The 13,457-nt window shown below is 64.6% G+C and carries 10 protein-coding genes and 1 pseudogene; 5 read left to right on the top strand and 6 right to left on the bottom strand.

Features of this window, described 5'->3' with window-relative positions:
* Positions 1–111: 111 nt before the first annotated feature.
* A complete protein-coding gene (locus GNZ21_RS01415) occupies positions 112–684 on the top strand; it encodes a P-loop NTPase family protein (protein ID WP_157320691.1) in 573 nt (190 codons plus the stop codon).
* A 90-nt stretch (positions 685–774) separates the two neighbouring features.
* Here GNZ21_RS01415 and GNZ21_RS01410 read toward each other — a convergent pair whose 3' ends face one another.
* The 4 genes from GNZ21_RS01410 to GNZ21_RS01395 form a co-directional block, all read right to left on the bottom strand.
* Positions 775–1,824, bottom strand: coding sequence for a hypothetical protein (locus tag GNZ21_RS01410; protein ID WP_157320689.1), 1,050 nt, complete (start codon positions 1,822–1,824; stop codon positions 775–777).
* A 247-nt stretch (positions 1,825–2,071) separates the two neighbouring features.
* Positions 2,072–2,506 (bottom strand): NUDIX hydrolase, encoded by a 435-nt coding sequence (locus GNZ21_RS01405; RefSeq protein WP_229659608.1) that lies wholly within the window; start codon positions 2,504–2,506, stop codon positions 2,072–2,074.
* Between the two features lie 68 nt (positions 2,507–2,574).
* On the bottom strand, positions 2,575–3,423 hold the full coding sequence (locus GNZ21_RS01400; protein WP_157320687.1) for an Fpg/Nei family DNA glycosylase: 849 nt from the start codon (positions 3,421–3,423) through the stop codon (positions 2,575–2,577).
* A gap of 7 nt (positions 3,424–3,430) precedes the next feature.
* On the bottom strand, positions 3,431–5,341 hold the full coding sequence (locus tag GNZ21_RS01395; RefSeq protein ID WP_157320685.1) for a hypothetical protein: 1,911 nt from the start codon (positions 5,339–5,341) through the stop codon (positions 3,431–3,433).
* Positions 5,342–5,572: 231 nt separating this feature from the next.
* Here GNZ21_RS01395 and GNZ21_RS01390 point away from each other — a divergent pair.
* Positions 5,573–6,541 (top strand): annotated as a pseudogene (locus GNZ21_RS01390) (TerC/Alx family metal homeostasis membrane protein); the annotation flags it as partial.
* A gap of 16 nt (positions 6,542–6,557) precedes the next feature.
* On the opposite strand, the gene GNZ21_RS01385 reads toward GNZ21_RS01390, so the two are convergent.
* Together GNZ21_RS01385 and GNZ21_RS01380 are read right to left on the bottom strand one after the other, a co-directional pair.
* Positions 6,558–7,385: an undecaprenyl-diphosphate phosphatase gene (locus GNZ21_RS01385; protein ID WP_188503830.1), complete on the bottom strand. Its 828-nt coding sequence runs from the start codon at positions 7,383–7,385 to the stop codon at positions 6,558–6,560.
* A 53-nt stretch (positions 7,386–7,438) separates the two neighbouring features.
* The gene (locus GNZ21_RS01380) at positions 7,439–8,512 is read right to left on the bottom strand and encodes a PDDEXK nuclease domain-containing protein (protein WP_188503831.1); all 1,074 of its coding nucleotides are present in this window, start codon (positions 8,510–8,512) and stop codon (positions 7,439–7,441) included.
* A 262-nt stretch (positions 8,513–8,774) separates the two neighbouring features.
* Between GNZ21_RS01380 and GNZ21_RS01375 the strand changes: the two genes are divergently transcribed.
* The 3 genes from GNZ21_RS01375 (at position 8,775) to GNZ21_RS01365 (ending at position 13,278) form a co-directional block, all read left to right on the top strand.
* Positions 8,775–9,206, top strand: a complete 432-nt coding sequence (locus tag GNZ21_RS01375) for a hypothetical protein (RefSeq protein ID WP_229659609.1) — start codon at positions 8,775–8,777, stop codon at positions 9,204–9,206.
* A complete protein-coding gene (locus GNZ21_RS01370; RefSeq protein ID WP_157320672.1) occupies positions 9,199–12,426 on the top strand; it encodes a DNA polymerase III subunit alpha in 3,228 nt (1,075 codons plus the stop codon). The genes GNZ21_RS01375 and GNZ21_RS01370 overlap by 8 nt, the downstream gene beginning before the upstream one ends.
* A gap of 78 nt (positions 12,427–12,504) precedes the next feature.
* The gene (locus GNZ21_RS01365; RefSeq protein ID WP_157320670.1) at positions 12,505–13,278 is read left to right on the top strand and encodes an SOS response-associated peptidase; all 774 of its coding nucleotides are present in this window, start codon (positions 12,505–12,507) and stop codon (positions 13,276–13,278) included.
* The last annotated feature ends 179 nt before the right edge of the window (positions 13,279–13,457 follow it).

The following is a 13,457-nucleotide window of genomic DNA, read 5'->3' as shown; positions in this document are numbered from 1 at the left end:
TGAGACATCAACTGTCACCGATGTCGTGATACAGAACTGTCACCACTGTCTTGAGACATCACATCGTTATATAACACAAGAGTGATTTACAAGATTGCATAGAGTAGACGGGTGCTCAGCTTCAGCGACCCCCTCCCCCATACCCCGCAGCGGGTGCTCATCGCCGGGGTGACCGGGGTGGGAAAGTCCACGCTCGGCAAGCATCTAAGCGAGCTATGGGAGATCCCCTACACCAATCTGGATGTATTGCACTGGGGGCCGGGATGGACCGAACGGCCGCAGTTCCGAGAAGAAGCCCATGCGTTGGCCGCCTCGGATCACTGGATCACTGAGTGGCAGTACTGGGGCAAGGGACTCAAGCACACGCTGGGCAACCGGGCCGAGACCATCATCTGGCTGAACTTCCCCAGACCTCTGGCCTGGCAGCGACTCTTCCGCCGCACTGTGCGGCGATGGGCCACCCAGCACCAAGCCTTTGCGGGCTGCACCGAACGCCCGCCCTGGACCGCATTCACTGATGAGAACCACATTCTGCGCTGGGAGGCCAAGACCCACAGCAAGTGGCGCGAACGCATGCCGGCCCTAGTCCAGGAGCTCTCCGGGGCGGCCTTCATCGAACTGCGCAGCCCGCACGAAGTCCGGAACTGGCTCAGCGGGCCGGCCCAACAGGCCCGGGAGCTATAAGGCCCCTATGACCTGCGTGGACACCCAGCCTATGTAGCACTTTGGACCCTCTTTGCCCGGCTTGGTGTGACATCCGCTGGGAGAACAGAACTAGTCACCACGGCGCCGCCGGGGCACACCCTCACGGAGTAGTTTCCGCTCGATGACCGAAGGCGTATCCAGGTCCTCCCACCCCCAGCGCACCACCCTCCGCCCCGTGTCGCGGATAGCCTCCTCCCGGCGAACCTGAGCCCAGTACACACTGCGGTCATCGGTTCCGCTGAGCCGCCGGGCGTCGTCGTACTTGATCCGACCGTCGAACTCACCAATGATTCGCCCCCGCTCCCAACTGAAGTCACACCTCAACCAATCCCCATTCGGCAGCTGCACTCTGTGCTGCAGCTCGGGAGCTTCAAAGCCGAGCTCATGGATGATCACCCGAGACCGCGACTCCCCCGGTGACTCACTGCGCTGATCGGCGAACTGATCGGCCCACTTCCAGGCTGCTTGCGACTTCTCAGTGCGCAGCCAGCGCTCAAAGGCCATGAACTCCTGGGGAGCGATCAGCTGGCCATAGGCGTATCGCCCGCCTTGCACAGCATCGAGGGCAACCACAGCTGCTTGACGGCTCAGCCTGGGCACAGTGTTCATCAGCACAAAGGGCAGGGGCTCGACTGAGGCGAGCACCGGATCTCCAGCAACATCAACAACATGGGGCACCGGAAGTTGCAGAGTCCCCACACCAGTTTGCGGGTCCCGATAGACCTCCCAGGCTCGGTCATACTCAGCCCCGTGCGGCTTGCCCAACCCATGGCGCTTGATGGGCAGCCCGCCTGGCACGCAGGGCCCGCGGCAGCCCACCGCAGACTTACTCGAGGCCCGAATATCCACTGCCGTGGGCACCGCCAGCAGCGGCACTCCATAAACCGCAAGGGCGGTCTCCCCACAGAGAACGGCTTGCCGATGATGCAGTGACACCGCCGCCGCAAACCCCAGGTGCCGCACCCAGGGTTTGGCTGAACGCCAGTCGCGCGCCCCCACGTAGACCCCGGGGCGCAGCCGCAAGAGCTCACCACGCTGGGCCCGGCGCATCAGGGTAGTCCGGGACGTGCGAGCAGACTCCTGGGTGACCAATGCAAGCCGCTCATTCGCGTCACTCATGCCTATATCATGCCATAAGAATATGTTAGGTGTCGTTTGATTGAGTTACATCATTCCGTCACCCCGGCATGACCACCTGCACTCCCCGGGGTTGTTGCAGTTCACGGCGAGACGGGCGGATTTTTGCAACAACCTCTGGGAGTTCAGTGAGTTACGGCGAATCGGCGACGCCGAGGGCGCACCTTGGTGCCCCATTTCCGGGGGTGGCCTCAGACGCACAGGCGGGGCGAACCCCGTGCACCAAGTCTCAGGCGCGCAGGCGCGGGGCGATCTGCTCGGTGAGCAGCGGGGCCAGATCGGCGCTCGGCACCAACTCCGCCACTGGGACCCAGCGCAGCTCGGCGATCTCAGCAGCCGGGCGGAGGGCGGCCAGGAGCCCGGCGGCGTCGTTCTCAAACCGGACCTTGAAGTTATGGCACACCACCGTGTGATCAGGCTCATTGGCCGCAGCCGCGGAGAACTCTCCCATCGGCTCCAGCTGCTGGGCAGTGAGGTTCAGGCCGATCTCCTCGCGCACCTCGCGCAGCGCGGCCTCGGCAGGAGTCTCCCCCGGCTCCGGTTTGCCGCCGGGCTGCATGAACCGGGAGGTGCCCCGCTTGCGTACCGTCAGCACTCGGCCGGCGGTATCCTGCAGCACCACCGCGGAGACGCGGATGATCTTCTGCTCAGCTGGTGGGCTCACCTGCCAGATTCTACGCACCGCACAAGGACACCAGTGGCAGCGGGTCACCGCGCGGCTGCAGCCTGCTCTCAGAGCAGGCGGTCTATGCCGCGGTCGGAGAATGTCTTACCTTCGTTCTGGCAGGCGGGGCAGTACTGGAAGCTGGACCCGCTGTAGACCACCTGCTTGATGGTCTCCCCGCATTCCGGGCAGGGCTCACCGAAGCGACCATGGACCCGCAGCGCGGTCTTCTTCTCCTTCTTCAGCTCACTGGCCGGCTGCCCCTCAGCCCGGGCAATCGCCTCCTGTAGGGTCTGCCGCATCGCCGCGTAGAGCCGGGCGGTGTCCTCCGCCCCCATATTCGCCGGGCGGAACGGCGACATCTTGGCCGCATGCAGGATCTCGTCACTGTAGGCGTTGCCAATGCCAGCTATGATCGACTGCTTCCTGAGCACACCCTTGAGTTGTGCACGCCCGGCAGCCTGCAGGATCTCGGCAAAGCCGGCCTCATCGATCTCCAGTGCATCCGGGCCCAGCTGGGCAATCCCGGGCACCTCGGAGGGGTTGCGCACAATATGCAGCGCCAGGCCCTTATGCGTACCGGCCTCAGTGATGTCCAGCCCGGTGCCGCCCTCAAGGACCAGCCGGGCCGCGATCGGACTCTTCCGCGAGGGCATCCCGGCCGGCGCCTTGTCCCGCCACCGGATCCAACCGGCCAGTGAGAGGTGGATGGTCAGGTGCAGTCCGCCGATAAGCAGGTCTAAGAACTTCCCGTGCCGGTCCACCCGCTGCACTACCTGCCCAGCCAGGGCGGTCACGGGTGGGTCGAAGGTCTTCAGGGCGTAGAAGGCCAGCACATCCAGCCGCTGGACCACCCGTCCCTTGAGGCGGGACTCCAGGTCGATGGCGAGTGCATGCACCTCTGGAAGCTCCGGCATAGTGCTCTTATCCTAATCGGGCCCGGAACCGGCGCACCGCCTCCTTATAGGCCGCCTCCCTGCGGTAAAGCTGGTGGCCGGCCACATCTGCCCAGACCGGGCGCAGCGGCTCCGGGTCATCAGCAGGAACAGGGAACGACGCCGCCTCGGCAGGGTCAGGCAGCTGAAGGTCCACCGCCGGGTCACCACTGCCGATGACCGGTCCCCCGATCGGGTCGGTGAGCCGGTAGTGATTGGCCCATCCCCCGCGGCCTGAGGCCAGGCGCAGCCGCAGCTGATCCACCCCAGCCTGGCCGAAGTAGGCCGGGAAGGCTTGGCCGTAGAGGGTGGTGATCGGCGAGCCGTAGGTCAGCAGCCCGCAGCGGTGCAGCATCGCCGAGCCCATCGGTGCCAGGGCGGCGAAGGCCAGCGCGGAGCCCTGGGAGTGTGCGGAGACGATCAGCCCACCGTCGCTGCGGATCCGTTCGGTGATCAGCCGCTGGAACTCCGGAACCGCCCGCTCAGTAAAGGGCCGTACCGCAAAGGGGTGGTATCGGCGCGGCCAGAAGGTCAGCACATCCCAGACTGCTGCCACGGTGCGCCGCAGCGCCCGCTTGCGGCTGGAGTGCCACACTAACCAGACCGCCCCCAGAGCGACGGCCGGCAGCAGCACGGCCGCGGCCCAGGAGAGCACCCCGGGCTCTGGTGGCCGGATCCAGTCGGCTACCGCAGCTGAGGTATCAAGCCGCAGCAGCAGCACCGCCAGCGAGGAGGCCAGGAACAGCCCGGCGAACACGGTCACCAGCTGCGGGGCACTCTTGGCTGCCTCAGCGTTGCCCCGGGCAGTGGCAACCTGTTCCCGCAGCTCCTCGGTGACCCCGTCCGGCGGCTGCCCCTCTGGGGTGGTGCGGGAGGGCAGCTCATCGGCATTCCCGCGCCCGCGGCGCCGTAGTATCCATATCCCCAATGCCGCGGCCCAGGCCAGCAGGGTGATCACAAACGCCTCGATCAGCGCCAGCTCCTGGCCCCACCGGTCCCAGCGGATACCACTCAGCTGGGCGGCCAGCAGGGCGAAGCCGGCGCAGAATCCGTTGCCCAGGGCTGCGGCCATGGTGACTGCCGAGGCGGGCAGCGCCAGCGCCCCCGGCTGCCCCGGGAACTGCCCGCCGGGAGCCCAGCATGCTGCGGCCAGCAGCACCGCCACCAGGATCTGCGCCAGCCCGATCCCCAGGAAGAGTCTGCCCAGCCCAAGGTTTGCCCCACCCCAATTGGTGACGGTCAGGACTGCGACGCCGCCTAGGGTCAGGGCGATCACTGCACTGTGCCAGCCCAGCAGTTTTTTCAGACTGCGGTCGTGGGCGAAGAACTGTTCGCTGCTGAGATCCTCTGCCGGCTGCCAGCGGGCTGTACCATCGCGGGTGCCCACCCCGTGGCCGGGGTCCACCCGCTCGTAGCGGCGCCTGGTGGCATCGGCGATGATCAGCAGCACCACCGGAACTGCGGCGGTGAGCAGGAAACCGGTGAGCACCCCGGCCAGTTGGGCGGCGTCGTTGATTCTGCCCAGTGCCTGGTAGCCCAGATAGTCGATACCGATGATCGCAGCCCAGAGCACATAGCCGGCAGTGAGCAGCACGGCGCCCAGGTGCACCAGGGCGCGGGTGAGCTGGATCCGGGCCAGGCCTCCGGGGAAGTGTCCATGCGCCCAGCCGGACACATTGATCAGGGTGAAAGGCAGCAGCAGGACCCAGAGCGGCTGCAACGGGGAGTCAGTGGTGAGCCTGCCCCAGTCGTAGGCCTGCACGCTGGGGTTACTGCGCCGGGCCAGCACCCGGGTGCGGCGGCCCCGGTAGAGGGTGGGGGTATCGGCAGCCGGCACGCCCAGCGCTGCGGCTCCGGGAGACCCGCCGACCCCGTGAATCCTCAGCTCAGTGATCGCCATCGGCAATCAGTCTATGGAATCGGCAGCCAGCGCGGCGGCAGCAGGTGTTGTGACAGCGGGCCCGCAGCAACGGGTGTAGCATAGCCAGCGTGAGGGAGTATCCCTTGAAGCTGTGAACGTCAGCACGCGGCCTCCATAGGCCGCCGGGCACAGCATCCTGAAGCCCCAGCGGTTCAGGTGGAGAGACTCGCGACGATGCACCATACCGTCGCTCTCTCGGAAGGATCCCTCATGGAGATCACCCCCCTGGTCTGGGTACTCACTATCGCCGCAATCCTCGCTCTGCTGGCTTTCGACTTCTTCGCCCACGTCCGCAAGGCCCATGAGCCCACGCTCCGGGAAGCAGCCGTGTGGTCCAGTGTCTACATCGGCCTCGCGCTGATGTTCGGGCTGGTCTTCCTAGCCTTCGGCGATACCTCTCATGCCGTGGAGTACTACGCCGGCTATCTCACGGAGAAAGCCCTCTCCGTGGACAACCTGTTTGTGTTCCTGGTGATCATCTCCAGCTTCGGTGTGCCGCGGAAGTACCAGCAGAAGGTGCTGCTGTTCGGCATCATCTTTGCGCTGGTCTCCCGCACCGTCTTCATTCTCCTAGGGGCTGGGCTGATCCATCTGTTCAGCGATATCTTCTACCTCTTCGGACTGATCCTGCTGGTCACCGCGGCGAACATGCTCCGCAAGGAGATCACGCACAGCGGCGCCCCGGCACCGGAGAATGCGATCATCCGTCTGGCCCGACGCTGGCTGAAAACCTCAGAGAGCTTCGACGGCGATAAGCTCACCACTCGGGTCAGCGGGCGCAGGGTGCTGACCCCGATGCTGCTGGTGATGGTGGCTATCGGCGGCACTGACATCCTCTTCGCCCTGGATTCCATCCCTGCGATCTACGGGCTGACCCATGAGCCCTATATCGTCTTCACCGCCACGGCGTTCTCCCTGATGGGGCTGCGCCAGCTGTACTTCCTGATCGACGGGCTGCTGCAGCGGCTGGTCTTCCTCTCCTACGGGCTGATCGTGATTCTGGGCTTCATCGCGGTGAAGCTGGTTCTGCACGCTCTGCATGAGAACAACCTGCCGTTCATCAACGGTGGGCAGAACGTTCCGGTGCCGGAGATCCCCACTGGGGCCTCGCTGATCGTGATCCTGGTGGTGCTGGCAGTCACGGTTGCGGCCTCGTTGTGGCACTCCCGTGCCGCGGCCGCTGGCAGCACCGCCCTCAAGCGTTGATGATGCCGAAGCTGAGCATGACGTAGACGAAGATGCCCAGCACTACCCGATACCCGACAAAGAGGGTGTAGCTGTTCTTGGAGACATAGTCCAGGAACCAGCCGATGATCACATAGGCCACTACGAAGCCCACTGCGGTGGCGGCCATGGTCTGCATCATGGTGTAGGGGCCGGACTGCTCTCCGATGGCGCCGATGAGCTTATAGAACCCAGAGCCGAAGACCGCCGGGATCGCCAGCAGGAAGGAGTAGCGAGCCGCAGCCTCGCGGGTGTAGCCCATCAGAAGGCCAGCAGTGATGGTGCCCCCGGACCGGGAGACTCCCGGGATCAGCGCCAGGGACTGGGCCAGGCCGTAGAGGATGCCATCACGGATGCTCAGCTTCTCCAGCGGCTTGCGCTGGGTACCGATCCGGTCGGCCACCCCCAGCAGCAGCCCGAAGACGATCAGCATAGTGGCCACTAACCATAGGCTGCGGAAGGCTGAGACGATGAAGTCCTCCAGCAGCAGGCCCAGCACCACGATCGGCACTGTGCCGATGATGATCAGCCAGCCCATCCGCGCATCGGGGTCACTGTGCGAGCCCCGGCCGGCTACCGCACGGAACCATGCGGTGAGGATCCGGACGATGTCGCGCCAGAAGAACACCAGCACAGCGGCCTCGGTGCCAAGCTGGGTGATGGCGGTGAACGCCGCGCCCGGGTCCTGGCCGCCGGGCAGGAACTCCCCGACAATGCGCAGATGCGCTGAGGAGGAGATGGGAAGGAACTCAGTCAGTCCCTGGACCACGCCCAGGATGATCGCATCAAGCCATTGCACGGACTGAGTGTAGTCCCATTACTGGTCCTCCCGGCTGTTCATCGCCATAGTGGTTAGTCGGCGCTCTCGTTTTGTGCGGAGGCGATCTGTTTACGAGCCAGGCGCTCTTGGGCTTGGTGGTAGATCTGGGTGATCCGTTCCTGCAGTTCCTTCTTCGGAGGCAGTGCCGTCCAGTACTCGGCCACCATGATGCCGTCCTTGTGCAACTCCAGAAGCTCGACCTGTTCTCGGCTGGCTTCAGTACACAGGATCAGCCCAATGGGCGCTTCCTCGTGCGACTGACGCTCATAGCGGTTCAGCCACTTCAAGTAGAGGTCCATCTGCCCCTTATAGCTGGCTTTGAAGTGCCCAAGCTTGAGTTCTACGGCGATCAGCCGCTTGAGTGGCCTGGAGTAGAAGAGCAGGTCGAGGTAGAAATCGTCATTGCCGATGGGCATGCGTTTCTGCCGAGCAACGAACGCCCAGCCGTCTCCTGCTTCCAGGAGAAAGCTCTGCATGTCCCGGACGATGGCATCTTCAAGGTCCTGCTCCGCGTAAGCATCTGGCAGGCCGAGGAAGTCCAGGAAGTAAGGGGCCAGGAAGGAGTCAGCCGGAACGGCGGCGCTGCCGGCAGTCTGCGCGTTAGCGATCTCTTTGCGCTCAAAGCCTTGGCGGCCGATGAGGTCTCGAAGCGCCCGCACGCTCAAGCGGCTGGCGACGGCTTGCTCGGCGTAGAACTGGCGAGCTTGAGCGTTGGGTACTGCTATCAGAGCTAGAAAGTGCGTCCAACTCAATTGTCGCCCCAGTGATACGACAATTTCCGGATCAGGGTAGACCTGCGAGAACTGAAGCATGCGGTAGAGACTGTCTCTCGTAAACCCTCGACCAAACCGACCAGTCAATTGTCGTGCCAGTGATACGACAATCTCCTGATCGTACCCAGCACGGTTCTCTTGGAGGATCTCGACGTCGATCATCCGGCCGATATGCCAGTTCATCAGAGTCAGGTGCAGATTTACCTGAGCGGCAACCGCAGTCCGCGTCTTATCAATGAGCGCAGAGACACGGTCAAACAGCGTGCCGTCGAGATTCTGAGCAGCTTCGATCACGTTCTGCAGCGGGGCCCGCTGTGAGTTTTCCTGGCTCATGACCATCAATCCTCGTCGAAGTCCAACGTGAGCTGAGTGAGCCGCTACGGCTGAGGCTCAATCCGTTCCCCCAGAGCCTACTGGCTGGGTCGGAGCTCATCATGGTCCTCCGCGGTGGCACGCTATTCCGGCCGGACGTCTCCGGGGCAGGACCTAGACTCCCTCTTGCTATCAAAAGTATGTTCGAATTACTATGGAGCTCCTGCTTCCCATCGGTAGTTCGATCCCGCACCCCAGCCCAAGGGAGAGGAAACTGCCGACTATGTCCCCTGCACCTGTTACACCACGACGGCGAGGCGTCACCCGGCTCACCGGCGCCGCCGAGGCTGCCGCCTACGCCACAGAGCGCAGCAGCACCTCTGCGCCCATCCCCTCCGGCCATCCCTCTGCTCCCTCCGGCCACTCCTTGACGGAGCCGGTAGAGGTCCTAGCTGACCCTTCTGGGGTACCGGTGCGGGTGCAGTGGCACAGCCGGTGGTATGTGGTGCTCGGAGAGCCTGCCCGTTGGTTTCAGCGCCGGGCCTGGTGGTTGGAGACTTCCCGGGCAGAACGCGGCCGCCAGGGGCTGGTGAGTCATAAGATCTGGCGCCTGGAGCTGCGCCTGGAAGCTGCCCCAGCGGCCCAGAGCCGCACCGTGGATGTGGTCCATGACGTGCACTCCGGAAGATGGCGCGTAGTGAGGGTGCATGAATAGTTTCGCCCACCTGCATGTGGCCAGCTGCTTCTCCAGCCACTACGGCACCAACACCCCTGCTGAGCTGGCAGCCCGTGCCGCTGCAGACGGTGCCGCGGCACTGGCGCTGACCGATCGGGACGGCCTCTACGGGGCCGCCAAGCATATCTCCGCCTGCCAGGAGCAGGGGTTGCCCCCTATCCTCGGCGTGGATCTGGCCGTGCAGGACCGCGGCAGGGTGGTGGTGCTCGCAGCCGGAAGCGCTGCGGGCTACAGCGCACTCTGCGAGGTTATTTCCCGCGCTCATGATGCTGATCCGGCGGCAGTGCCACTGCAGGTACTAGCTGACTCTGCTGCTTCAGACCCCAGTGGGCAGCCCGCCCTGTACGTGCTGGCAGGGCCGCAGAGCGATGTCGGGCAGGCCGCAGCTGCACGCGGCTACCGGCAGACCCGGGCCCTGCTGCGCCAATGGAAGCAGGCTTTGGGTGATGCTCTGCGGGTGGAGGTGGTCTCTCATCTGGCCCCGCCGGGAGAGCCGCTCTCCACCGCGCATGCGGTGCGTATGCTCAGCTGCGCCAACGTGGTGGGGGTGACCCCGGTGCTGACCAATGCAGTACGGTTGCTCTCCCCTGCCGAGGCTGCCACTGCTGATGTGCTGGATGCGGTCAGTGCACTCTCTGACCTGAACCATGTCACCGGGCTGCAGCCCAATGACCAGGGGTGGCTGAAGCCTCCGGACCAGATGCGGCAGCTCGCCGAGGAGATCTGCCGAGCCAGTACCTCAGCCAGCGTCTCGCCCAGCCGGCTGCTGCAGAGCACCGCGGAGCTCGCCGAGTCCTGCGCCCTGGACCCGGAGCAGCATATGACCTGGGGGGTCCCGAAGATCCCGGAGGCCTCGGTGATCGGCATTGATCGTGATGCCGATGAAGAGCTGCGGCACCGGTGCCAGGAAGGTCTGGGCGCCCGGCTGACCGAGCCTGCGGTACGGCAGCGGCTGGATCATGAGCTGAGCATCATCGCTGATCTGGGCTTCGCCGGATACTTCCTCACCGTCTCCGAGGTCGCACGGCTGATCCGCTCCCTCGGCGTGCGATGCGCGGCCCGCGGCTCGGGGGTCTCCTCCCTAGTGGTCCACGCTCTGGGCATCTCCCCCATCGATCCTTTGGCGCATGGGCTGGTCTTTGAACGGTTTCTCTCCCGCAGGCGCTCCACCCTGCCGGATATCGATATCGACGTAGAGTCTGCTCAGCGGCACATGATCTACCGGGAGGTGGTCAAGCGGTTCGGGGATCAGCGGGTGGTGCTGATGTCCATGCAGAATGCCTACCGGATCCGCGGGGCGGTCCGTGATGCCGGACTCGCCCTGGGGCTGCCCGAGGAGGAGATCGCTCAGTTGGCTGAGATCATGTGGCGCTTCCCCGCCAAGGAGTTCCGCCAGGCCCTGGCCGAGAAGCCTGAGCTGAAGCGTCTGGCGGAGCGGATAGAGACTGAGCGGGTCTCCGGGCGGGCGCAGCTGGACCTACTGGTAGACCTCACCGAACGCCTGGACCGTCTCCCCCGGCATATCTCCACCCACCCCTGCGGGGTGATCCTCGGGGATGAGAACTTGCTGAAGCTCACCCCGGTGCAGCCCTCTGGGGTGACTGGGCTGCCGATGAGCCAGTTCGACAAGGACGATATGGATCCGATGGGCTTCATCAAGCTGGATATTCTCGGGGTACGGATGCAGTCGGCCATCGCCTGGGCGCTGGATGAGATCGAGCGCACCACCGGTGAGCGGATCGATCTCGATGCCATTGACTACACCGATCCCGCCACCTACCGGCTCATTCAGTCCACCCATACTCTGGGCTGCTTCCAGATCGAGTCCCCGGGTCAGCGGGAGCTGGTGGGCAAGCTGGTCCCGGAGTCCATGGCTGATCTGATCATCGATATCTCCCTGTTCCGGCCCGGGCCCATGGTGGCCAATATGGTGGAGCCTTTCCTCAACCGGCGTCACGGCTATGAGCCGGTCCGCTACCCGCATCCCGATCTTGCCGGAATTCTGGGCGAGACTCACGGGATCGTGGTCTTCCACGAGCAGATCATCCGCATCTTCGACCGGATGACCGGCTGCGGTTTGGATGCCGGTGATGAGCTGCGGCGGAAGTTGGGCACTGAGCGTCTGCCCGAGGTGGAGGAGTTCTTCCGCACCCACGCAGCAGAGAAAGGGTACGACGCCGCCACCATCACCTCGGTCTGGGAGACTCTGGAGGGCTTCGGCTCTTTCGGTTTCTGCAAGGCCCATGGTGCGGCCTTCGCGGTGCCGACCTTCCAGTCGGCGTGGTTGAAGACTCACTACCCGGCAGCGTTCATGTGCGGGCTCTTTCAGCATGATCCCGGCATGTACCCGCTGCGCCTACTGGTGGCCGAGGCCAGGCGGCTGGGCATCCCGCTGCTTCCGATGGATGTCAACACCTCCACCGGTGACTATCGGCTGGAACGTACGGAGACTGTTCCGGGTGCTGGTCAGAGCCCCTGGGGTGTCCGGATGGCACTGAGCCGGCTGAAGGGCATCAGCGAAGCCGAGGTCAGGCGCATTACCCGTGAACAGCCCTTCGACTCTTTGGCTGATCTGCGTGACCGGGCCAATCTGCGGCGCTCCACGCTGCGGGATCTGGTCAGGGCCGGGGCGCTCGACAGCCTGCTGCCGGGGGGCCGGAGTCGCAGGAAGGATCTGATCGCCTGGGTGGAGTCCACCAACCTGGCCCGCAGCAGCAGGCCTCAGCCGAAGCATGCCTTGGGGCAGCTTCCGTTACCGCTGCCTGATATGGAAGTCACCCAGATGCCGGTGGAGCATGGGGAGCTGAGTCCCCGTGAGCTGGTCGGCTCAGAGCTGGAGCTCACCGGCATCGACACCTCCGGGCACGTCATGGAACTCCACCGGGAGGAACTCGAACGTCAGGGGGTCACCTATGCCAAGGATCTGCTGGAGCAGCGCAGCGGTGCTCTGGTCAGGGTGGCTGGGATCCGGGTGGCCACCCAAACCCCGCCGATGCGGTCTGGCCGGCGGGTGGTGTTCATCTCCCTGGACGACGGCACCGGGGTGGTGGATCTGAGTTTCTTCGACGAGGCCCAGGCCACTATCGGCGAGGCGCTCTTCACCACCAAACTGATGATTGCGGAAGGAACCATCCGCCGCACCGGACCCCGCGCTGTGACCGTGCAGGCCACCCGGGCCTGGGAGCTGCACCGAAGCTGATCAACGGACTCCGTTGCTGCGCAGCGCACGGCCCCCGCGGTGTTGTTCAGAAGCGGCAACCGTGGAATCCTCAGAGGCATGTGCGGCCGCTATGTTCTTGCCCGAGCCTCTGGTGAGCTCGCGCGCGAGCTTGACCTCTCCGAGGAGCCGGAGTGGGATCTGCGCCCGGACTGGAATATTGCGCCGACCAAGACCGTGCCCATCGTGGTGGAGACCCTGGTGGAGGGTGAGCTCGTGCGGAAGCTGGGGCCTGCCCGGTGGGGTCTGCTGCCGCCCTGGGTCAAGGATCTGACCTTCTCCAGCCGCACGTTCAACGCCCGGAGCGAGACGGTGGCGGAGAAGCCCAGTTTCCGCAGCGCAGTCCGTAGTCGCCGTGCGATTGTGCCCGCGGATGCCTACTACGAATGGCTCACCGAGACGGTCAACGGCAAGCAGGTGAAGCGCCCGCATGTGGTCCGTCCCAAGGACGGCAGTCTGTTGCTCTTCGCCGGACTGTGGGAGACCTGGCAGGGCCCCTCCGCCGGGGAGGACGCTCCTGTGATCGTCTCGACCACTATCCTGACCGGGCCTTCGCCAGATGATGCTGATGCGGCCGAGGTTCTCCGTGATCTGGGTGCCTTGCATGATCGCACGCCGTTGGCCATGACTGCCGAGCTCGCCAGCGAGTGGGTGAGGCCGGGCAAGCTTGAGGGAGATGAGCTGCACAGCCTACTGGATAGAGTCCGCACCGGAGTCACAGAAGTGGCGCAGAGCTGGGAGATCTACGAGACCAACCCCGCGGTGGGCAACACCCGCAACAACGGTCCTGAACTATTGGAGCCTGCTGACCAGATCAGCCCCGCCCTGTTTTAGCGGAGGGCGTCATGATCTGCAACGAGCGCATAGGCAATGTGGCTTCAAATGCCGAACGGCTCTTGATGTTCTCAGTCCAGGTCGGTAGACACGGTTACTGTGGACTGTGAGTAGTTATCAGGCTCATCGCAGATGAGGGTGTAGCAGGGGTCTGAATCCTCCGGTGTCCAGTAGGGCTC

The sequence above is a fragment of the Nesterenkonia alkaliphila genome (assembly GCF_009758175.1).
Lineage (GTDB): Bacteria > Actinomycetota > Actinomycetes > Actinomycetales > Micrococcaceae > Nesterenkonia > Nesterenkonia alkaliphila.
The sequence above is the reverse complement of the archived record's forward strand: the minus strand, read 5'-3'. Positions and strand labels throughout refer to the sequence as shown.